Source organism: Roseomonas sp. TF40 (genome assembly GCF_057219975.1).
Map to the genome: position 1 here is coordinate 704,819 of NZ_JBXVVR010000001.1, position 19,853 is coordinate 724,671.

The 19,853-nt window shown below is 71.6% G+C and carries 18 protein-coding genes; 11 read left to right on the forward strand and 7 right to left on the reverse strand.

The window, feature by feature from the left end; genetic code table 11:
• Positions 1-261: 261 nt before the first annotated feature.
• From AC2D9U_RS02870 to phnE (AC2D9U_RS02900), 7 genes are all read left to right on the forward strand, one after another.
• Entirely contained in the window at positions 262-1,290 is a 1,029-nt protein-coding gene (locus tag AC2D9U_RS02870) for a putative 2-aminoethylphosphonate ABC transporter substrate-binding protein (protein ID WP_484746296.1), read from the forward strand.
• Positions 1,291-1,298: 8 nt separating this feature from the next.
• Positions 1,299-2,423: an ABC transporter ATP-binding protein gene (locus tag AC2D9U_RS02875; protein WP_484746298.1), complete on the forward strand. Its 1,125-nt coding sequence runs from the start codon at positions 1,299-1,301 to the stop codon at positions 2,421-2,423.
• The gene (locus AC2D9U_RS02880; RefSeq protein WP_484746300.1) at positions 2,416-4,167 is read left to right on the forward strand and encodes a putative 2-aminoethylphosphonate ABC transporter permease subunit; all 1,752 of its coding nucleotides are present in this window, start codon (positions 2,416-2,418) and stop codon (positions 4,165-4,167) included. The genes AC2D9U_RS02875 and AC2D9U_RS02880 overlap by 8 nt, the downstream gene beginning before the upstream one ends.
• Before the next feature lie 85 nt (positions 4,168-4,252).
• Positions 4,253-5,638: an esterase-like activity of phytase family protein gene (locus AC2D9U_RS02885; protein ID WP_484746302.1), complete on the forward strand. Its 1,386-nt coding sequence runs from the start codon at positions 4,253-4,255 to the stop codon at positions 5,636-5,638.
• Positions 5,639-5,660: 22 nt separating this feature from the next.
• The gene (gene phnD, locus AC2D9U_RS02890) at positions 5,661-6,572 is read left to right on the forward strand and encodes a phosphate/phosphite/phosphonate ABC transporter substrate-binding protein (protein WP_484746303.1); all 912 of its coding nucleotides are present in this window, start codon (positions 5,661-5,663) and stop codon (positions 6,570-6,572) included.
• A complete protein-coding gene (gene phnE / locus AC2D9U_RS02895; protein ID WP_484746305.1) occupies positions 6,569-7,432 on the forward strand; it encodes a phosphonate ABC transporter, permease protein PhnE in 864 nt (287 codons plus the stop codon). The genes phnD and phnE (AC2D9U_RS02895) overlap by 4 nt, the downstream gene beginning before the upstream one ends.
• Complete coding sequence (phnE, locus tag AC2D9U_RS02900) at positions 7,429-8,193, forward strand: phosphonate ABC transporter, permease protein PhnE (protein WP_484746307.1); 765 nt, start codon at positions 7,429-7,431, stop codon at positions 8,191-8,193. Before phnE (AC2D9U_RS02895) ends, phnE (AC2D9U_RS02900) begins: the two co-directional genes overlap by 4 nt.
• A 1-nt stretch (position 8,194) precedes the next feature.
• Here phnE (AC2D9U_RS02900) and AC2D9U_RS02905 read toward each other — a convergent pair whose 3' ends face one another.
• From AC2D9U_RS02905 to AC2D9U_RS02920, 4 genes are all read right to left on the reverse strand, one after another.
• Complete coding sequence (locus AC2D9U_RS02905; RefSeq protein WP_484746309.1) at positions 8,195-10,630, reverse strand: cellulase family glycosylhydrolase; 2,436 nt, start codon at positions 10,628-10,630, stop codon at positions 8,195-8,197.
• 142 nt (positions 10,631-10,772) lie between these two features.
• Positions 10,773-12,227 (reverse strand): M81 family metallopeptidase, encoded by a 1,455-nt coding sequence (locus AC2D9U_RS02910; protein ID WP_484746311.1) that lies wholly within the window; start codon positions 12,225-12,227, stop codon positions 10,773-10,775.
• A complete protein-coding gene (locus AC2D9U_RS02915; protein ID WP_484746313.1) occupies positions 12,224-12,955 on the reverse strand; it encodes an aspartate/glutamate racemase family protein in 732 nt (243 codons plus the stop codon). The genes AC2D9U_RS02910 and AC2D9U_RS02915 overlap by 4 nt, the downstream gene beginning before the upstream one ends.
• A 3-nt stretch (positions 12,956-12,958) precedes the next feature.
• A complete protein-coding gene (locus AC2D9U_RS02920) occupies positions 12,959-13,942 on the reverse strand; it encodes a TauD/TfdA family dioxygenase (protein ID WP_484746315.1) in 984 nt (327 codons plus the stop codon).
• Positions 13,943-14,004: 62 nt separating this feature from the next.
• On the opposite strand from AC2D9U_RS02920, the gene AC2D9U_RS02925 reads away from it, so the two are divergent.
• Positions 14,005-15,144, forward strand: coding sequence for a M20/M25/M40 family metallo-hydrolase (locus AC2D9U_RS02925; protein WP_484746317.1), 1,140 nt, complete (start codon positions 14,005-14,007; stop codon positions 15,142-15,144).
• A 73-nt stretch (positions 15,145-15,217) separates the two neighbouring features.
• Positions 15,218-15,694 (forward strand): hypothetical protein, encoded by a 477-nt coding sequence (locus tag AC2D9U_RS02930; protein WP_484746318.1) that lies wholly within the window; start codon positions 15,218-15,220, stop codon positions 15,692-15,694.
• A gap of 74 nt (positions 15,695-15,768) precedes the next feature.
• Here the strand turns inward: AC2D9U_RS02930 and AC2D9U_RS02935 are convergent, their stop codons facing one another.
• Together AC2D9U_RS02935 and AC2D9U_RS02940 are read right to left on the reverse strand one after the other, a co-directional pair.
• On the reverse strand, positions 15,769-16,524 hold the full coding sequence (locus tag AC2D9U_RS02935) for an SDR family NAD(P)-dependent oxidoreductase (RefSeq protein WP_484746320.1): 756 nt from the start codon (positions 16,522-16,524) through the stop codon (positions 15,769-15,771).
• Positions 16,521-17,582: a ketopantoate reductase family protein gene (locus tag AC2D9U_RS02940; protein WP_484746322.1), complete on the reverse strand. Its 1,062-nt coding sequence runs from the start codon at positions 17,580-17,582 to the stop codon at positions 16,521-16,523. Before AC2D9U_RS02940 ends, AC2D9U_RS02935 begins: the two co-directional genes overlap by 4 nt.
• A gap of 125 nt (positions 17,583-17,707) precedes the next feature.
• On the opposite strand from AC2D9U_RS02940, the gene AC2D9U_RS02945 reads away from it, so the two are divergent.
• Both AC2D9U_RS02945 and AC2D9U_RS02950 read left to right on the forward strand, forming a co-directional pair.
• Positions 17,708-18,571, forward strand: a complete 864-nt coding sequence (locus tag AC2D9U_RS02945; protein WP_484746324.1) for a DMT family transporter — start codon at positions 17,708-17,710, stop codon at positions 18,569-18,571.
• Entirely contained in the window at positions 18,568-19,488 is a 921-nt protein-coding gene (locus AC2D9U_RS02950) for a DMT family transporter (protein WP_484746326.1), read from the forward strand. The genes AC2D9U_RS02945 and AC2D9U_RS02950 overlap by 4 nt, the downstream gene beginning before the upstream one ends.
• Here AC2D9U_RS02950 and AC2D9U_RS02955 read toward each other — a convergent pair.
• Positions 19,419-19,838 carry a gamma-glutamylcyclotransferase family protein gene (locus AC2D9U_RS02955; RefSeq protein ID WP_484746328.1) on the reverse strand — a complete coding sequence of 140 codons (420 nt, stop codon included), beginning with the start codon at positions 19,836-19,838 and terminating at the stop codon, positions 19,419-19,421. The genes AC2D9U_RS02950 and AC2D9U_RS02955 overlap by 70 nt on opposite strands.
• Between the last annotated feature and the right edge of the window lie 15 nt (positions 19,839-19,853).

The following is a 19,853-nucleotide window of genomic DNA, read 5'->3' on the forward strand; positions in this document are numbered from 1 at the left end:
AGGCGTCTCCTGCGGGCGGCCGCGGGGGCGACCGGGGGGATCCCGCTGCGCTCACATTCGCGTGATTTCGATACGCAGGCAAGCGGAATTCGCCTTTACATCACATTTTTTTATTTTTTGGACAGCCCCGGCCTTCCATCCACCACCTTGACGCCAAACCGAAACGCAATCGTCACACCACCGTCGCCGAGATCGGGCATTGCTCCGCCCCGGCGCCGTGTTCCCGCGGCGCAGGACCAACCGGCGAAAGGCTTCCCCCCGATGGAACGACGCGGCCTGGCGGCGCTCTGCCTCTCTTTGCCCCTCCTGCTCGGCGCCCTGCCGGCCGAGGCGCAGCCGCGCACCCGGCTCACCGTCTACACGGCGCTGGAGAATGAGCAGCTCGCCCCCTTCAAGCAGGCCGCCGAGGCGGCGCTGCGCGATGTCGAGATCGCCTGGGTGCGCGATTCCACCGGCGTCATCACCGCCCGGCTGATCGCCGAGCGCGCCAACCCCCGCGCCGATGTCGTCTGGGGCCTCTCGGTCTTCTCGCTGCTGCAGATGGAGGCGCTCGACATGCTCGAGCCCTACACGCCGCGCGGGGCGGAGGCGCTGCGCCCCAACATGCGCAGCGCCCGCAGCCCGATGACCTGGACCGGCATGGACGCCTTCGTCTCCGCCGTCTGCTTCAACACGGTGGTCGCGCAGCAACGCAACCTGCCGAGGCCCTCGACCTGGGCGGACCTGCTGGACCCGCGCTTCCGCGGCCAGATCGTGATGCCGAACCCGAATTCCTCCGGCACCGGCTTCCTCACCATCGCCGGCTGGATCGGCGCGCAGGGCGAGGCCAATGCCTGGACCTTCATGTCCCGCCTGCATGAGAACATCCAGCAATACACCCATTCCGGCAGCGCGCCCTGCAACAACGCCGCGCGCGGCGAGTTCGCCGTGGGCCTGTCCTTCGACATGCGCTCGGTGACCCTGAAGAACCAGGGCGCGCCGATCGACATCATCATCCCCACCGACGGCGTGGGCTTCGACCTCGAGGCCACGGCCATCCTGCGCGGCACCCGCAACCTCGAGGCCGCGAAGCGCCTCGCCGACTTCACCGTCTCGCGCGCCGCCGCCGAGCTGTATGGCCGCTACTACGCCATGCTCGCCCTGCCGGGCGTGGAGCCCTCGGTGCGCGGCTACCCGGCCGAATTCGCCCAGCGCCTGGTCAACGCCGATTTCGCCGAGATCGCCGGCCAGCGGGAGCGCATCCTGCGCGAATGGGCCGCGCGCTTCGACGGCAAGTCGGCGCCGCGCTAAGGCCAGGCATGTCCACCGCCCTCGACTCCCTGGCCGAGGGCGGCGCGCGCATGCCCGGCAGGCCCGGCGCCTTTCTCGACATCGTCGCGCTCGGCAAGGTCTTCGGCACCTTCACGGCGCTGAAGGATGTCTCGCTGAGCATCCAGGAAGGGGAGTTCGTCTCCTTCGTCGGCCCTTCGGGCTGCGGCAAGACCACGCTGCTGCGCGCCATCGCGGGGCTCGACCCCGCGACCACCGGCCTGATCACCCAGGCCGGGCGCGAGATCACCGGCCTGCCGCCGGCGGCGCGCGATTTCGGCATCGTCTTCCAGTCCTACGCGCTCTTCCCGAACCTCAACGTCACCGAGAATGTCGGCTACGGGCTGCGCGGCCCGGCCTGGCCGGCGCCCCGGCGCCGCGCGCGGGTGGATGAGCTGGTGCGGCTGGTGGGCCTTGCCGAGCATGCGCACAAATACCCCGCCCAGCTCTCCGGCGGGCAGCAGCAGCGCGTGGCGCTGGCCCGCGCCCTGGCGCCCGAGCCCGGCCTCCTGCTGCTCGATGAGCCGCTCTCGGCGCTGGATGCCATCGTGCGGCTGCATCTGCGCCAGGAGATCCGCGCCCTGCAGCGCCGCCTGGGCGTCACCACCATCATGGTGACGCATGACCAGGAGGAGGCGATGGGCGTCTCCGATCGCCTGGTGGTGATGAGCCGCGGCCGGGTCGAGCAGGTCGGCACGCCAGAGGAGGTGTATCGCCGCCCCGCCAGCGCCTTCGTCGCCGGCTTCGTCGGCCGCTCCAGCGCCTTCGACGCGGTGGTGGAAGCAAGCCCCGGCACCATCCGCGCCGGCGGCCACCTGCTGCCGGCCGAGGCCGCGCGCGGGCAGCTCTATGGCACGGAGTTGCGCGTCTTCGTCCGGCCGGAGGATGTGCGCCTGGGTCCCGCCGCGGCCGGCCTGCCGGGCGCGCTGGAGATGGAGGTGGTGCATCTGGAATTCCTCGGCGCCACCTGCCGCATCGCGCTCGAGGCGCCGCGGCTGCGGCTGGAAGCCGAGGCCGCGCCCGACCGGGTGGCGGCGCTGGGCGCGCTGCCCGGCACGCGGCTGCCGGTGGCGGTGCCGGCGGACCGGCTGATGGTCTTCAGGGCCGATGTCTGACGCGGTGCTGGGCGAGCGGCTGGAAGCACCGGGCCCGCGCCGCGGCGCGCCGCTCGGCCAGCCGGTGCGGCTGCACGTCTCGCTCGACCAGCGGCTGATGCAGGCAGGGCTCGGCCTTGCTTTGGTCTTCCTGGGCGTGGCGCTGGCGCTGCCCATGGGCGTGCTCCTGCTGCGCGCCTTCGAGGATGCGCGGGGCGACTTCGTCGGCCTGGCCAATTTCGCCGCCTATGTGACCACGCCGGCGCTGCTGCACTCGGCCTGGAACAGTGTCTGGACGGCGGGCGTCACGACGGCGCTGGTGGTGCCGCTGGCCTTCGCCTACGCCTATGCCCTGACGCGCGCCTGCATCCCCGGCAAGGCCTTCTTCCGCGCGGTGATGCTGCTGCCGATCCTGGCCCCCTCGCTGCTGCCGGCGCTGGCGCTGATCTACCTGTTCGGCAACCAGGGGATGCTGCGCTGGCTGCTGCCGGGCGAGAACATCTACGGCGCCCCGGGCATCATCGTGGCACAGGTCTTCTACACCTTCCCCTCGGCGGCGATCATCCTGAGCGTGGCGCTGGCCACCGCCGATGCACGGCTCTACGAGGCCGCGGAGGCGCTGAAGGCCGGCCGGGCGCGCATCTTCGCCACCGTCACGCTGCCCGGCGCGCGCTTCGGCCTGGTATCGGCCGCTGTCGTCGTGTTCACGCAGGTGGTCACGGATTTCGGCATCCCGAAGGTGATCGGCGGGCAGTTCCAGGTGCTCGCCACGGATGTCTACAAGCAGGTGGTCGGGCTGCAGGATTTCAACATGGGCGCCGTGGTGGGGCTCGTGCTGCTGCTGCCCGCGCTCGGCGCCTTCGCCCTGCAGCGCTGGGCCGAGGGCAAGCGCAGCTTCACCCTCACCGGCCGCGCCGTGCCCTATGTGCCGCGCCCGCGCCGGCAGCGCGACCTGCCGCTGCTGGCGCTCTGCCTGCTCACCGCGGGCGCGCTGCTGGGCATCGTGGGCGTTGCGGTCTGGGGCTCGCTGATCCGCTTCTGGCCCTATAATCTCAGCCTCACGCTCGACAATTACGATTTCGCCCGCTTCGACAGCGCGGGCTGGGGCGCCTTCCTCACCTCGCTGCAGATGGCGGGCCTCAGCGCCTGCCTGGGCACGGTGCTGATCTTCGTCATCGCCTATGTGCTGGAACGCGGCCCGCGGCTTGGCCGCACGGCGCGCTGGCTGCGCGGCGCGGTGGGGCTGCTGGCCACGGCGCCGCTGGCGATCCCGGGTCTCGTGCTCGGCCTCGCCTACATCCTGTTCTTCAATCACCCGGCGAACCCGCTGGGCTTCCTCTACGCCACGCTGGGCATCCTGGTGCTGAATTCGCTGGTGCATTTCTACACGGTGGGCCACCTGACGGCGACCACCGCCATCCGCCAGCTCGACCCGGAGTTCGAGGCCGTCTCGGCCAGCCTGCGCGTGCCCCTCTGGTCCACCTTCGGCCGCGTGACGGTGCCCATCTGCCTGCCCGCGATCATGGAGGTCTGGGTCTATCTGTTCGTCAACGCGATGACGACGGTGAGTGCCGTGATCTTCCTCTACGGGCCCGACACCAAGCCGGCCTCGGTCGCGGTGGTGCACATGGATGAGGCCGGGCAGGCGAGTGCCGCCGCCGCCATGGCCTGCGCCCTGCTCGCGGCGACGGTGACGGTGAAGCTCGCGCAATTGCTGCTCGCGCGGCGGCTGGACAGGCTGACCCAGCGCTGGCGCCAGCGCTGACGCAAGACCGTCACGGCACCGTCAAGCGCGCGCAATGACGGGGCGTTAAGGGCAGGCCGTGACCAGCCCAGGGAATCCCCCGACCATGCGCGCCTTTCTGCTTTCCGCCTGCGCCGTGCTTGCGCTCTCCGCCGCCGCGCGCGCCGACCAGCGCCTGGAGGCCACCCTCGCCGGCCATGCCATCCTGCCCGCGCTGACCCTCGCCCTGCCGCCGGCCGATGCGCCGCGCGATGCGCTGGTCTCGGGCAAGTTCGCCGGCCCCGGCAATCTGCGCAACGACCGCCCGGGCAGCGTCATGGGCGACACCGGCCCGCTGCATGGCAGCCGGCCCACGGGCATCGCCTTCCCCTTCATCGGCCAGGCGGTGCAGGGCTTCTCGGGCATCAAGCCCGTGGCCGGCGCGCCCGGCGAATTCTGGGTGCTGACCGACAACGGCTTCGGCAACAAGCGCAACTCGCCCGACAGCCTGCTCTTCTTCCACCGCATCCGCGCCGATTTCCGCACCGGCACGGTCAGCGTACTCGCCACCACCTTCCTCACCGACCCGGCCCGCCGCGTGCCCTTCCGCATCGCGCATGAGGGCACCGAGGCGCGCTACCTGACCGGCGCCGATTTCGACCCCGAGAGCCTGCAGCCCCTGCCCGATGGCAGCTTCCTGATCGGCGAGGAGTTCGGCCCCTTCCTGATCCATGTGGATGCGCAGGGCCGCGTGCAGCGCGTGGTCGAGACGCGCCTGGGCGAGGAAGCGATCATGTCCCCCGACCACCCGGCGCTGCAGGTCGCACCCTCCCCCACCGCGCCGGTCGCCTATCGGGCGCGTCGTTCGGGCGGCTATGAGGGCATGGCCCTGACCCCCGATGGCCGCACCGCCTGGGCGATGCTGGAGCAGCCGCTCTTCGCCGCCGGCTCCAACCAGCCCGAGGGCGCCTTCCTGCGCGTGCTCGAATTCGATGTCGCCCGCATGGCCTGGACCGGCCGGCATCTTCGCTACCGGCTCGAGCCGGGTGCCACCGCGATCGGCGACTTCAACATGGTGGACGCCACGCGCGCCCTGGTGATCGAGCGCGACAATGGGGAGGGCGACCCCGGCCTCGCCTGCGCGCAGGGCGTGGCGCCCAGCGCCGCCGCCCCCTGCTTCCCGCTGCCCGCGCGCTTCAAGCGCATCTACCTCATCGATCTCGCCCAGGCCGATGCCGAGGGGCATGTGCGCAAGATCGCGCATATCGACCTGATGAACATCCGCGACCCCGAGGGCCTCGCGCGCCTGCGCGGCGACCTGCCGGCGAACGCGCCGCCGGGGCGCTTCACCTTCCCCTTCTTCACCATCGAGAACGTCGCGATGGTGGATGACGACCACATCATCGTCGGCAACGACAACAACCTGCCCTTCAGCGCCGGCCGGCACTTCTTCCAGGCCGACAACAACGAGCTGATCCTGCTGCGCGTGCCCGAATTGCTGCGCGCGCGCTGATCGAGCGGAAAGGAGACCCAGGATGATCACGCGCCGCACCGCGCTGCTCGCCAGCGTCGGCCTGCTCGCCACCCCGGCCATGGGCCTGGCCCAGGCCGATTGGCGCAGCCGCTTCCGTGAACTCCGCTACGGCGTCATCGGCGCGGAGAATGAGCGCGACGCGATCGCGCGGCTGCAGGGCCTCTCCGCCCATGCCGAGCGCAAGCTCGGCGTGCCGATGCGCATCTTCCGCGGCACGGACTACGCCGCGGTGGTCGAGGCGCTGCGCGCCGAGCAGCTCGAATTCGCGCATCTCGGCCCGGCCGCCTATGCGCTGGCGCGGCGCGCGATGGGCGAGGGCGTGGTGCCGCTGCTGCGCCATCAGAGCAACGATGGCGCCGAGGGCTACTACTCGGTCGTCTTCGTGAAGGCCGACAGCCCCTTCCAGTCGCTGGCCGACCTGCGCGGGCGTTCCTTCGCCTTCGCCGATCCCAACTCGGCCTCCGGCTTCGCCGCGCCGAGCTACTTCATGCGCAAGGAAGGCATCGACCCGTCGCGGCATTTCGGCCGCACCGGCTTCTCGGGCAACCATGAGCAGAGCGTCATCGCCGTGCTGAACGGCACCTACGACGCCGCGGCGACCTTCTGGAACAATGAGCGTTCGGGCAACATCCAGCGCATGATCGAGAAGGGCATGATCCAGCCCGGCACGACGCGCATCATCTGGCGCAGCCCGCTGATCCCGAACTCGCCCACCGTCACCCGCGCCGGCGTGCCGGCCGATCTGCGCGCCGCCTTCGTGCAGATGATGACGAACCTGCATGTCGAGGCGCCGGAAGTGCTGGCCCAGATCAGCACCAACACCGCCCGCTTCGTGCCCGCGCGGCATGAGGACTATGCCGACGTCATCGCGATGACCGAGCAGAACCAGGCCCAGCGGCGCAACCGCTCTTGAGCCTGACCGCCGAGACCGTCGCCGCCCGCTGGCGGGCCGAGCGCCGCGCCGGGCGGCAGCGGGCGCTGTTCTGGGGGGTGCTCTTCCTCGCCGCCACCTGGCTCGCCGCCTGGGTCGGCCAGGTGGATGCCGCGCGGCTGCTGGCCGGACTGCCGCGCGCGGCAGATTACGTCGCGCGCACCCTGCCCACGCTGCGCCTGGACAGCTTCGTCGCGGATCTCGCCGAGTGGTTCTGGGGTATCGATGTCTGGCTGGCGCTGCTGCTGGACACGATCCTGATCGCCTATGCCGGCACGGTGCTGGGCGGTGCGGCGGCGCTGCTGCTGAGCTTTCCTGCAGCCGCGACCCTGGCCCCGCCCTGGATCGTGGCCGTCGCGCGGCGCGTGGCGGAATTCGCGCGCACCGTGCCCACGCTCGTCTTCGCGCTGATCTTCGTCTACGCCTTCGGCCTCGGCCCCTTCGCGGGCATGCTGGCGATCGCGCTGCATACCTTCGGCGCGCTCGGCAAGCTCTTCGCCGAGGTGCATGAGAATGCCGACCTGCGCAGCGTCGAGGCGGTGCGCGCCGCCGGCGGCACCTGGGCCGAGGGCATGCGCTATGGCGTGCTGCCGCAATCGCTGCCGGGCGTGCTCTCCTTCAGCCTGTTGCGCTTCGAGATCAATGTGCGGGAGGCGAGCGTGCTCGGCATCGTCGGCGCGGGCGGCATCGGGGAGGAACTGTATCTCGCCGTGCGGCAGTTCGAATACCCGGACATCTCGGCCATCCTGCTGCTGATCCTGCTGACGGTGACGCTGATCGATGCGCTGACCACGCGGGCGCGCCATCGCATCCTCGGCGCCGAGAGCATGACCGCGACATGACCCTGTCCCGCACGCCACTCCTCTTCGCGGGCGGCCTCGTGCTGCTGCTGGTCGGGCTCTGGCGCGTCGATGCCACGCCCGCACGGCTGCTGGAGGGGCTGGGCAAGCTCGGCTGGCTGGTCGCGCTGATGTGGCCGCCCTCACCGGGCGGCGCGCTGATGGAATTGCTGCATGCCCTGGCCGAGACGGTGGCCATGGCCTTCTTCGGCACGCTGCTCGCCGCCCTTATCGCGCTGCCGCTCTGCTTCCTGGGCGCGGGCAATGTGGTGGCCAGTGCGCTGCTGCGCTTCACGGTGCGGCGCAGCTATGACGGGCTGCGCGGCATCGACAGCCTGGTCTGGGCGCTGATCTTCGTCTCCGCCGTCGGCATGGGTCCTTTCGCCGGCATCCTCGCCCTGGCGGTGCCCGATATCGGCCTGCTGGCCAAGGTCTTCTCCGAGGCGCTGGAATCAGCCGACCGGCGGCAGGTGGAGGGCGTGCGCGCAAGCGGCGGGTCACGCCTGCACGCCATCCGCTTCGGCCTGATCCCGCAGGTGGCGCCGCTGATGCTCTCGCAGATCCTCTACACCTTCGAGAGCAACACCCGTAGCGCCACCATCCTGGGCGTGGTGGGGGCGGGCGGCATCGGGCTTGCGCTCGGCGATCGCATCCGGCTCAACAACTGGGACGAGGCCGCCTTCATCGTCCTGCTGATCCTGCTCACCGTCGCGGTGATCGACAACCTCAGCCGGCGCATCCGGCTGCGCCTGATCAGGGCCTGAGTCAGAACGCCCAATCGTTGCCGAGCCGCGCCGACACGCCGTCATCGTCGAGGATCTGCGCCACACCCAGCCGGTCCGCGAAGACGGCGCCCTCCACCGTGGTGAGCTGCACCGAGAAGCTCTCCGTCGCCTCGGCGATGTCGTCGGGGCGAAGCAGGATCTCCACGGCCTTGCGCGTCTCGCCCGGGGCAAAGGTCAGCGTGCCGGTGGCGGCGACGTAATCCTCGCCCGTGGCCGTGCCGGCGACCGTGCGCCAGCCCACCGTCACCGCCGCCGCCGAGGCGGCGTCGAGCGTCACCTCGAAGGAGACCTGGCGCGGCGCCTCGGCCTCGTCGGGCAGCAGCGGCTCGAGGGCGGCGATCTTGTTCGTCAGCACCGTGCGCCAGTCATCGGCCAGCAGGCCGCCGGTGTCGGAGGAATTCGGGTTCCACGACCACCAGGCGAAGGAAGGTCCGATCTCGGCATGGTCGATCGTGCCGTTGTTGTCGGTGTCGCCCTGCAGGTAGCTGCGCAGCGCCTCGAACCAGGCGATGTCCTTGGGCTGGGTCATGCGCGTGCCCCACTCGCCCAGCAGCACGGGGGCGATGTTCTCGCTCCAGAGATAGCCCCAGAACTTGTCGAAGATTCCCGGCATGTTGTTGGGGAAATCGGCCGCGTAGAAGAAGGGCTGCGGGTAGATCGAGTTCGGGTAGTCGTGCGGCGAATAGACCAGCTTGTTGTCGAGGATCAGGTCCACCGGCCGGTCGCGCGCGCCGATCAGGTTGCCGCCCCACCAATAGGACTGCCCGGCATGGGAGGAGACGCCCTCGACCACGATCAGCCAGTCGGGATTGACGGCGAGGATGGCATTGCCCGCGCGCTCGGCCGCACTCGCCCAGGCGTCCCAGCTCGCGGCATGGGGTTCGTTCTGCAGGTCGGCGCCGATCACGGTGGGGTTGCCGCGGTAGCGCAGGGCGAGGTCCTCCCACATGTCGATCCAGCGCGCCTCGGTGAAGCGGCCATCATACCACAGCCCGTTGCCGTTGGGCCCGTCGCCGGCGAAGCTGCGGTGGTGGTCGAGCAGGATGCGCAGCCCGATCTCCCCGGCATAGGCGATGATCTTGTCCATCAGCTGCAGGGAGTTCAGCCCGACGAGGTCGGGGTTCAGGTGGAAATCGATGCCGTTGGGCGTGCCGTTCTCCAGGATCGCCTGGCCGGAGAAAGGCAGGCGGATGGCGTTGAAGCCCTGCTCCGCCATCTGGTTCATCATGTCCTTCCAGTTGCGCGTGTGCAGCCCGTGCGGCGCCATCGTCGCCGTCTCCAGGCCGAACCAGTTCACCGCGGCGATGCGCACCGGCGTGCCGGTGGCGTCGATGATCTGGTTGCCGCGCGTGGACAGCACGCCCTGCATGGCGTGGCCCTCACCCGGGTCGCCTTCCGTCACCGGCTGGGCGTCGGCGATGCTGATGCGCGGCAGGTCGTTGTTGCGGATGGTGCCCTGCGCCTCGCCATCGGCGATGACACCGCGCACGGGGTCGTGCAGCCGCACGAGGAAGGTCTCATCAGCCTCGGCCAGCCGATCGCCGCGGATGGCGATGGATATGGTCTTCTCCACCTCGCCGGCCGCAAAGATCACGCCACCGACGCGCCCTAGATAGTCGCTGCCCGACAGGGCGGTGACATCGGCGGTGCTGAACTTCACGCCGACGGAGGTCGTGACGGCGTGCGACAGGCTGAGCGTGAAGCGCAGGATGGCGGTGCCGGTATCGCCCTCGATCATGGCGGCATCGGCGATGCTGATGCGCGGCGCATCGTCGTCGATGATCGTGCCCAGGGCGAGCGGGTCGGGCGCGGTGGCGCCGGTCACCTCGCTCAGGCGCAGGGACAGCTGCTCGCGGCTCTCGATCGCCGCATTGTCCACCAGCGCGACGCGGATCTCCTTGCGCGTCTCGCCCGGCGCGAAGGTGAAGATCTGGTCGAGCGCCAGGAAATCCGCGCGCACCCGCGCGGTGCCCGCCTCGGTCACGGCGCGGAACTGCACCGGCGTGGCGCTGGCATGGGAGAGGGTGACGACGAAGGTGAGAAAGCCATCAGCCTCGGTTGCCGTCGCATCGGCGAGCGCGATGGCCGGCAAGGCCGGCGGCAGGGGGGGTTCCTCGATGATGCCGGGATTGAGGACGAAGCCGGTGGGATCGGCCGCGCTGCCGGCGTAATTCGCCTGGAAGCCGAAGCTGACGCTGCCCGAGGCAGCGACCTGCGCCGTCCAGTCCAGGCTGCGTACAACATAGCGCGTTCCGGTGTGGCTGACGATCTGCGCGCCCCAGATGTTCACGATGTCGAAGCTGGCGTCGAAGGCCAGGGTCCAGCCGGAAAGTGCGGCGTCGGGCGTCAGGGTCACATAGCCGACCAGGCCATGTCCCCAATCATCGGCGCGGCGGAAACGGAAGCTGGTGGCCATCGATGAGCCTCGGTGATCAACACTCTGTTAACGACTGATCTCATCTCACGCAGCGATTCATCCGGTCAAGCGACTGATTCCGCACGGAATGTCTGCTTTTGTCATCCGTCCGGCGACACAGGGCGACAATCCGGGCGCGAAGCTAGCCCCGGCGCCAGTCCAGCGGGACGTGGCGGAAGGGCAGCCCCGCCAGATCTAGCGCCGCCGGGCCGGGGCAATCGGCCTCGATGATCGCGCTGCATCGCCCGGCGAAGGCGGCCCGGAAATGGTTCTTCGCCTTGTTGGCGAGCAGCCGCGTGGCGCCGAGATCGATGCCATGCAGCGCGAAGAAGGCCGGGTCCACCGCCGCCTCCTTGCGGCTGGTGACGATGATGGCAAGCCGCCCCGCGCGCAGCACGCAGCTCGGCCCGAGATCCACCGGCGCGCCGCGCTCCATCGGGCCTTCGTTCACGAAGCGCCCCTCGGTGAGGCGTTCGACCACCGCCTCCAGCGCCACGGGGGGGCCGAAGGCAGCGGTGCTGCGCCCGCCAAGTCGGAAGGCCGCGCGCCCGCCCTGCCCCGTCGCCACCGCCCGCGCCACCGTCTCGGGGTCGTGCAGGAAGGCGAAGACCGTCTCCACCGGCGGGCCGGCCGCAACCAGGGTGCGCAGCAGGCCGGGCGTATCGGCGACGCCGCCCGAGAGCGGGTTGTCCGCCGGGTCGAGCAGCGCGACCAGGCCGGGCGGCGCGGCCAGCGCCGCGGCGAGTGCGGCCTCCGGCCCCGGCAGCGTCACCGCGAAGCGCGCCCGGCGCGCCGCGATGGCCGCCGCGATGCGCCCCGCCGCCGCCTGCGCGGCCGCCGCCGTGCGTGCCCAGGCCATGCCGGAGGGGCCGGCATGGGGGGTATCGCCCCAGGCGAAGCCGCCGAAGGGGGCCGCTTCCAGCACCGTGTCATCCTCGAGCGCCGCGGCTTCTGCCCAGACCTCGGCCATCGGGCCCGCTGCCGAGCGCATGTGGAAGGAATGCAGCACCACGGGCAGTTTCACGAGGGCGCCGTGCAGCGCCTCACCGGCAAGACGGCGCTCCAGCAGGCGCAGCGCGCGCGTCGCCGTCTCGGCCATGTCGAGATGCGGATAGCTGCGATACACGCTCGCGCCATCCAGCAGCGCCGCGATCTCGGGCGCCATGTTGCCGTGGAAATCGAAGCTCGCGACCAGCGGCGTGGGGCCGATCGCCGCACGCACGGCGCGAAGGATGGCGAGGTCCGCCGCCGGCTCGCCCACCGCCACGCAGGCGCCGTGCAGCGACAGATACACGCCATCCCACGGTGCGCCCGCGCGCAGCCCCGCCAGCACCTCGGCCAGCCAGCCGCCGAAGGCGGCCTCGGTCAGCGGCCCGCCGGGCTGGGCGGAGGTGCAGCGCAGAATGCTCGCCTGCCAGTGCGGCCGCTCGGCCAGGAAGGCGGCCAGTCCGCCGAGTTCCGTCGCCGTGCCGGCATAGCGCGCCAGCATCGCCGCGCCCTCGCCCCATTCCCGGGACTGCAGTTCGGGCAGGCCGGTCAGGCTGGGGGAGAAGGAATTGCCCTCGAACCACAGCCGGGCGACGGCGATGCGCGTCATGCGCCCTTCAGCAGCGCGCCCAGCGCCTCGGACAGGCCGAGCGCGCTGCGGCCCTGCGGCGGGGCGTAGCTGCCCGCGCGCGGCTTGGGCGCGCCGAGGCCGACCAGCATCTCGGCCAGCTTCACGCCGCAGGCGATGCCATCGAGCAGCGGCAGCGCCGCGCGGTCCTGCAGCACGCGGTCCATGCCGGCCAGCACCGCACCCGCCAGCACCACGCTGTCGCAGCGCGCGGCCATCGTGCCGATCGCCTCCAGCAGCGCGCGCGCGGCGCCGTCGGGGTCTTCCAGCACCTGCGGCGGGGCGATGGGCAGGCCGCGCACCTCGGCGCAGCGCGCGCTCAGCCCGTGCCGCGCCACCAGCTCCTCATAGGGCGTGACCTGGCCCAGGGTGAGCACGCCGAAGCGCCCTCCGAGCAGGCAGGCGGTGAGGCAGGCGGCCTCGGTCATGCCGACCACCGGGCAGGGCATCATCTGCCGTGCGGCCTCCAGCGCCGTGTCGTGGCTGACGGCCAGCACCACGGCATCGACGCGCCCGGCATGCTCGGCCAGCGTCTCGAGCAGCGCGTGGCCCGCAATGGCGTTCTCCACGCGGGTCGAGATCACGGACGGGCCGAAGCTCGGCGTCGCGCCGACGATGACCGTGCCGATGCCCGCCGCCTGCCGCGCGGCCGTCACGCAGGCCTGGGTGATCGCCTCGGTCGTATTCGCATTCGCGACAAGGATACGCATGCGCTAGCCCCCCACCATGCCCGGGGAGGTGCCGGGGGCCGCGGCGGCCTCCGGCGCTTCGCCCAGCGTCACCAGCCCGCCCGGCAGGGCGCGCGAATTCGTCGTCAGCAGCATCAGCCGCAGCGCCTGGCGCATCGGCGCGTCGCCCTCGGCCTCGCCGGCCGCCTCGGCGCGGCGCTTCCAGACCTGCAGCGGGTTGAACAGCAGCACGTCGCCTGGCCGCACCTCGAGCCGCAGGGCGAGGCCAGGCTCGGCGCAGATGGCATCGAGCAGGTCGAGCGCCTCGACCTGCGCGGCGGTGAGGCGCGGTGTCTCCGGCAGGCGCTGCGCGGCCTCGATGGCGTCGCGCGCATAGCGGCCGATGAAGGCGCCCGAGGCCGAGGAGAAGACGGGCAGATCCACCACCCCGGCCGCGCCGGGCACGGCATGGGGCAGCGGGCGATGCAGCACGTCCAGCGCGGCGCGGTCGCGCTTCATCATCTCATTGTGAACGGAGGCCGCGGCGACGAGCATGGCCGGGTCCACCTCGCTGGGCTGGCGCAGCACCAGCAGGGCCACGATGTCGGCCGCATCGGCATGGAAGCGCCAGCGCAGCGCACCGCCGGCCGGGCTGTCCAGCCGCTGCACGAGGCCCTGGCCCTGCGGTGCGACGGCGCGGCCGAGATGCGCGCCGAGCGCGCAGAGCACGCCCTCCAGCCGCTCCTCACCCAGCCGCTCCAGCGGCAGGCCGCGCAGCAGCACCAGCCCGCGCCCGCTATCGAGGCGCTGGCCGGCATCGCGCAGCACGGGCGCAAGGCTGGGCAGCGGCGCCTCGGCCACCTGCATCGGCGCGCGGCCGCCCAGCGCGGTGAGCGCGGCCTCCAGCTCCGCCGCATGTTCGGCGCCCAGCGGCACCATCCAATCGGCCGGGCGCAGATCGGCGGCGCGCCAGGCGGCGGGACCGGCCTGGGGCACCAGGCGCGGGCGGGGGGGTGTGGTGCCACTCATCGCCCCTACCCTAGCAGGCATGGCGCGCTGTGCCACACTGCCGCCAGACACGGAGACCGCCCATGGATATCGCCGCCCTCAACCTGCCCTTCGACCGTGAGGCCATGCTGGCCGGGCTGCGGGTCTGGGTGGAGTGCGAAAGCCCGACCTTCGACACGCCGGCGGTGAACCGGATGATGGACATCGTCGCGCGCGACCTCGCGATGATGGGTGCGCGGATCGACCGCATCCCCGGCCGCATGGGGCTTGGCGATTGCGTGCGCGCGAGCCTGCCGCATGCCGCGCCGCCGGGCACGCCGGGCGTGCTGATCCTGGCGCATCTCGACACCGTGCATCCCATCGGGACGCTGGCGAAGCTGCCCTGGCGGCGCGAGGGCGGGCAGTGCCGCGGCCCGGGCATCTTCGACATGAAGGGCGGCACCTACCTCGCCGTCGAGGCCGCGCGGCAGATGCTGCGCGCCGGCCTGCCCACGAAGCTGCCCGTCACCTTCCTGTTCACCTCGGATGAGGAGATCGGCAGCCCGTCCACGCGCGACCTGATCGAGGCCGAGGCGGCGCGCGCGCGCTGCGTGCTGGTGCCCGAACCGGCGCGCCCGGATGGCGGGGTGGTGACCGGGCGCTATGCCATCGCGCGCTTCAACCTGCGCACCGTCGGCCGCCCCAGCCATGCCGGCGCCACGCTGTCGGAGGGCCGCTCCGCGATCCGCGAGATGTGCCGCCAGGCGCTGGCGATCGACGCCATGACGACCGAAAGCTGCACCTTCTCGGTCGGCGTCATCCAGGGCGGGCAATGGGTGAATTGCGTCGCCACCGAATGCCGGGCGGAGGTGCTCTCCATGGCCAAGCGGCAGGCCGATCTCGACGCCGGGGTGGCGGCGATGCTCGCCCTCGCCCCGGGCAGCGGCGATGTGGTGCTGGAGGTGAGCCGCGGCGTGACGCGGCCGGTCTGGGAGCCCGATGCCGGCACCATGGCGCTGCACGCCCAGGCCGCCGCGCTGGCCGGGCAGCTCGGCTTCGCCCTGCCGCACCAGAGCTCGGGCGGCGGGTCGGACGGCAATTTCACGGGGGCGATGGGCATTCCCACCCTCGATGGGCTGGGCGTGGCCGGGGCCGGGGCGCATACGCTGGACGAGCATATCCTGGTGGACAGCCTGGTGCCGCGCGCGCGGCTCTTCGCCGGGCTGCTGGCCACGCTGGCGTGACCCGCGCAGCCGGCGCTTGCATCCGGGGCCCCGACTTCACACCATAGGCGTAACCGATCCGAGGAATGCCCCCATGCGCCGACTCGCGCTCTCTGCCCTCGCCCTGTTGCTGCCCAGCCTGGCGCTGGCGCAGAGCAACCCGACCACCGGCTTCAGCTCCGGCGTGGTGCATGGCCAGCGCCCCGACATGCGCCAGGACCTGCACAACGCGCCGGGCGCGCCCACGGCGGGCGGCGGGCCGAACACGCCGCAGGCGCCCCAGACCCGCACCCAGCAATTGCGCCAGCGTTCGCAGACCACCGAGCAGCAGCGCCGCACGGCCCAGCAGCAGCAGCGCCGTGCCGCGCAGCAGCAGCGCCACGCCCAGCAGGGCCAGGCGGCCCGCGCCCAGCGCACCGGCGGCGGCACGCCAGCCGGCCGCACGCCCGATCCCATCGCGGCCCAGGAAGCCCGCATGGCCGAGGCGCGGCGCCGCCAGGCCGAGGCCCAGCGCCAGGCCGCCGACGCGCAGGATGGCGTGGCGCTCGGTCGCCGGCCGCTCGGGCAGTAGGGCCGGCAGGCGTTCGCGGCCGCCATAGGCGGCCGAGGCGCCGAACGGCGCCCGGCGCTTGCGGGCAGAGAAAGCTAGGTCCCGCCGTCCACGGGCAGGATCTGGCCCGTCACCCAGCCGGCGAGCGGCGAGGCGAAGAACAGCACGGCATTGGCGATGTCCTCCGGCTGGCCGAGCCGGCGCATCGCGATGCCTTCCAGCATCACGCGCTGGCCTTCCGGCCCGTAGCTGTCGAACTGCTTGATCGAGGCCGGGTTGGACAGCACGAAGCCGGGTGCGACGGAATTCACCGTCACGCCATGCGGGCCGAATTCGCGCGAGAGCTGGCGCGTGAGCCCCACCAGCGCGTGCTTCGCCGAACAATAGGCCTGGATGCCGGTGCGGCTGGCCTTCAGCCCCGCGCCGCTGCTGATGGTGATGATCCGCCCCGCCTTGGCCTTCTTCATCCCCGGCGCCACGGCGCGGGCGAGGGCGAAGGCGGCATGGGTGTTGATGTCGAAGATGGCGTGCCAATCCTCGATCGGCACCTCCTCGATCGGCCGGTTCACCTGCCCGCGCACGCCGCCCGCATTGCAGACCAGCACGCCGACGGGCCCGCCGGTCTGCTGCTCGATCCCCGCGATCCAGGCCGCGGCGGCGCCCGGCGCCGTCAGGTCGAAGGCGCTGGTCGCGATGGTGGTGCCGCGCGCCGTCTCGGCCAGTTCCTCGGCCGAGAGGTCGCAGGCGAAGACGCGCCCGCCAAGGGAAGCGAAGCCCTGTGCGATGGCGCGGCCGAAGCCATGCCCTGCCCCCGTGACCGCCACCGTCACGCCGTCGAAACGCAGATTCATCGCATCAACTCCAGGAGATTGTCGTCCGACATGGCGCGCACCCCGCGCTCACATTCGTGGATCATGGCGATCAGGCGCTCGAGGGTCGGGCAGGCCAGCCCATGCGCACGGCCGATCGGCGGCACGGCGCCGATCTGCGCATCCGCCGGCGTCGCGCGCTTGCGCACCCACAAATCGCGCCAGATGCCCGAATGGGTCTTCGCATTGGGCCGGTTGAAGGCCTCCATCGCGATCATCGAGGCCCGCGCCGCGGCCTCGCTGCCCGTGGCACCGAAGGCAGCGGGGTCGAAGCCGTTGAAGCCGAGCGGCGTGACCCCCTCGGCGCGCGCGACATCGATCACCTCGCCGCACAGCGCACGCACCAGCGGCAACAGCTCGGGCCGGGCGAGCGTGTCCGCGATGCCCTTCGCCGCCAGCCCCTGCGCGTAGAGCAGGCTGGAATAGGCCAGCTTTCCCCAGAGATAGCCCCAGATATTGGGGGTCAGCACGGCATCGGGCTCGAAGGTCTCGCGCAGCAGCGCGTGCAGCGCGGCGAGGCGCGGCGTGGTCGCGCCATCCAGCTCACCCACCACCACCGCGCCGCGATTGCCGTAGAGGATGCGCCCGGGCTCCAGCCAGTCCGCGCCGAAATTGACGAAGGCGCCCATGGTGCGGCCGGTGCCGCAGACCTCGGCGATGGTCCGCTCGCACAGCCCGTTCTGCAGCGACAGCACATAGCCGTCGGGGGCGAGATGCGGCAGCAATTGCCGGCAGGCGGCCTCGGTATCGTGCGTCTTCACGCAGAGGAAGATGCGGCGGAACACGCCCTGCAGCGCGCCGGGCAGGAAGGCGGGGGCGACCACCTTCATCTGCGCGACCGGGCCCTCGATCGTCAGCCCGCGCGCCGGATCGGCGATGGCGGCCACATGCTCGGCCACGACATCGACGAAGACCACCGCATGGCGCGCCCGCACCAGATGGGCGCCGACCGTGCCGCCGATGGCGCCCGCGCCCCAGATCAGGATCGGTCCGCGATCGACGGCTTCGCGCGCCGCCGCCTGCTCGGCTTCCTTCGCCACCTGTGATCCTTTCCACAACCCGGCCATGCAACAATGACAGCTTGCGCCCAGGCCCGGCACGCGCCCACCCTGCCCTGCACGCTAGCCGGGACACGCGCAGGGTCAATGCGCCCAACGAGATCGTTTTGAACACGAAGCCCGACAATCTGCGTGGCGCGGCCCTGATGGCCGCCGCCGCGCTGATCTTCGCGCTGGAATTGCTGTTCATCCGCTGGATGAGCGAACGCGGCATCCCCACCGAGGTGCAGGTGACGGCGCGCGCGGCGGGGCAACTCGTCTGGGTCGCCCCCACCATCCTCGCCACCGGGCTCGCCGTGTTCCGCACGAAGCGGCTCGCGCTGCACCTGCTGCGCGGCGGCTCCTCGCTGCTCACCTGGGCGCTCTACTACTTCTCCTTCACGCGGCTCGACCTCGCGACGGGCACGGTGCTGTCCTTCACCAATGTGATGTTCACCACCATGCTCGCCGGCCCCCTGCTGGGCGAGCGCGTGGATCGCTGGCGCTGGGCGGGCACGCTGGCGGGGCTTGTCGGTGTCGCGGTGATGCTGCGGCCGGGCAATACGCTCGACCCCATCGGCGCGGCGGCGGCGATCGGCGCGGCGGTGGCGTGGTGCGGCATCACGCTGACCAGCCGCGTGCTGACCGCGACCGAGAGCACGCGCACCGTCATCGCCTATGTCGGGCTGGTGACCACCGCGGGCGCGCTGCCCTTCGGCGTGATGGCCTGGGTGCCGCTCGATCTCGCATCGTGGCTGCTGCTGATCGCCTTCGGGCTGATGGCGCCGGGCATCATCTACCTGGTGACCGAGGCGCTGCGCTTCGGCGAGGCCAGCGCCATCGCGCCCTTCCAGTATCTGCGCCTCGTCGTCGTGGCGGCTGCGGGCTGGCTGATCTGGGGCGAGGTGCCCGACCTCTTCGGCTGGATCGGCGCGGCCATCATTCTCACCGGCGCGTTGATCATCACCATCGCCGAGGCGCGCAAGCGATGAGCCAGATGGTCCGCGCCGTGCTGCTCGCCGTCGCCGCGGCCTTCTGCTTCACGCTCGAGACCATGGCGGTGAAGCTGATCACCGAGGTGCCGCTGGCCACCATCGTGCTGGCGCGCGCACTCGGCCAGTTGCTCTGGACGGCGCCCGCCTTCGTGGCCGACCCCATCAGCGTCATGCGCACCCGCGTGCTGCCGCTGCAATTGCTGCGCGGCCTGCTCTCCATCACCGCCTGGTATCTCTATTTCTTCGCCTTCGCGGGCCTGCCGCTGGCGACCGGCACGGTGCTGTCCTTCACCTCGGTGCTCTTCGTCACCGCGCTGGCCGGGCCGATCCTGGGCGAGCGCGTGCGGCTGCGCCGCTGGAGCGCGACTCTGGTCGGTTTCGCCGGCGTGGTTGTGATCCTGCGCCCCGGCGGCCTGCCGCTGGACTGGGCGGTGGCGTCGAGCATCAGCGCGGCGCTGATGGGGGCGGCGATCCTGCTGCTGACCAAGATGCTCTCGCGCATCGAGCGCACCGAGACGATCATGTTCTACATCGGCGTGGTCGCCGTGGCGGTCTCCCTGCCCATCGCCCTGCCGGGCCTCGCCTGGCCGGGCTGGGGCAATCTCGGCCTGCTGGTGCTGGCGGGCCTCTGCGGGCCGCTGGCGATGCAGTTCTGGATCACGTCGCTGCGCCTGGCCGATGCCTCCTTCCTCGCGCCCATCAGCTATGTGCGGCTGGTCTTCGCGGCCGGCTTCGGTATCGTCCTGTTCGATGAGATGCCGGATTGGGGGCTGGCGGTCGGGGCGTCGCTCATCATCGGCAGCGCGATCTACATCACGCGGCGCGAAGCCCAGTTGGCGCGGGTTCAGCCGCGGAAGCCGGACTCCGCGATCACGGCCTCCAGCACCGACGAATCGAACCCGAAGGCGCGATAGCCTTGCCGCAGATGCGCGACATAGGCCGCGCCGGGCGGCCCCGGCCGGTCCAGCGCCTCGACATAGGTCCAGGCCTCGCCGCCTTCGGGAAGGGTGATGCGCAGGCGCCGATAGGCCCCCAGCGCCACGCCTTCCGCCCGGTCGAGCGCGGCGAGATGCGCGGCATTGATTCGCCACAGGCCGAGCGGCACCTGCGCCCCCGCCGCCTCGACGATGCTGGCGTAGCGGCGCAGGCGCAGTCGCCAGCCGGGCAGCATCGCGCCGCCGATCGGCTCGGCACCGAAGCAGCGCGCGCGCATCCGCGTGGGGTCGAGGTTGCTGCCATAGGCGGCATAGGGAATATCGAGCATCGCGCCGCAGGCTGG

Excerpts from the sequence above, each read along its gene's own strand:
- AC2D9U_RS02875 (WP_484746298.1), top strand. The coding sequence starts at position 1,299 with ATGTCCACCGCCCTCGACTCCCTGGCCGAGGGCGGCGCGCGCATGCCC.
- AC2D9U_RS02905 (WP_484746309.1), bottom strand. The coding sequence starts at position 10,630 with ATGGCCACCAGCTTCCGTTTCCGCCGCGCCGATGATTGGGGACATGGC.
- AC2D9U_RS02950 (WP_484746326.1), top strand. The coding sequence starts at position 18,568 with ATGAGCCAGATGGTCCGCGCCGTGCTGCTCGCCGTCGCCGCGGCCTTC.
- AC2D9U_RS02915 (WP_484746313.1), bottom strand. The coding sequence starts at position 12,955 with ATGCGTATCCTTGTCGCGAATGCGAATACGACCGAGGCGATCACCCAG.
- phnD (WP_484746303.1), top strand. The coding sequence starts at position 5,661 with ATGATCACGCGCCGCACCGCGCTGCTCGCCAGCGTCGGCCTGCTCGCC.
- AC2D9U_RS02880 (WP_484746300.1), top strand. The coding sequence starts at position 2,416 with ATGTCTGACGCGGTGCTGGGCGAGCGGCTGGAAGCACCGGGCCCGCGC.
- AC2D9U_RS02870 (WP_484746296.1), top strand. The coding sequence starts at position 262 with ATGGAACGACGCGGCCTGGCGGCGCTCTGCCTCTCTTTGCCCCTCCTG.
- AC2D9U_RS02885 (WP_484746302.1), top strand. The coding sequence starts at position 4,253 with ATGCGCGCCTTTCTGCTTTCCGCCTGCGCCGTGCTTGCGCTCTCCGCC.
- AC2D9U_RS02955 (WP_484746328.1), bottom strand. The coding sequence starts at position 19,838 with ATGCTCGATATTCCCTATGCCGCCTATGGCAGCAACCTCGACCCCACG.
- phnE (WP_484746307.1), top strand. The coding sequence starts at position 7,429 with ATGACCCTGTCCCGCACGCCACTCCTCTTCGCGGGCGGCCTCGTGCTG.
- AC2D9U_RS02920 (WP_484746315.1), bottom strand. The coding sequence starts at position 13,942 with ATGAGTGGCACCACACCCCCCCGCCCGCGCCTGGTGCCCCAGGCCGGT.
- AC2D9U_RS02925 (WP_484746317.1), top strand. The coding sequence starts at position 14,005 with ATGGATATCGCCGCCCTCAACCTGCCCTTCGACCGTGAGGCCATGCTG.
- AC2D9U_RS02910 (WP_484746311.1), bottom strand. The coding sequence starts at position 12,227 with ATGACGCGCATCGCCGTCGCCCGGCTGTGGTTCGAGGGCAATTCCTTC.
- AC2D9U_RS02930 (WP_484746318.1), top strand. The coding sequence starts at position 15,218 with ATGCGCCGACTCGCGCTCTCTGCCCTCGCCCTGTTGCTGCCCAGCCTG.
- AC2D9U_RS02935 (WP_484746320.1), bottom strand. The coding sequence starts at position 16,524 with ATGAATCTGCGTTTCGACGGCGTGACGGTGGCGGTCACGGGGGCAGGG.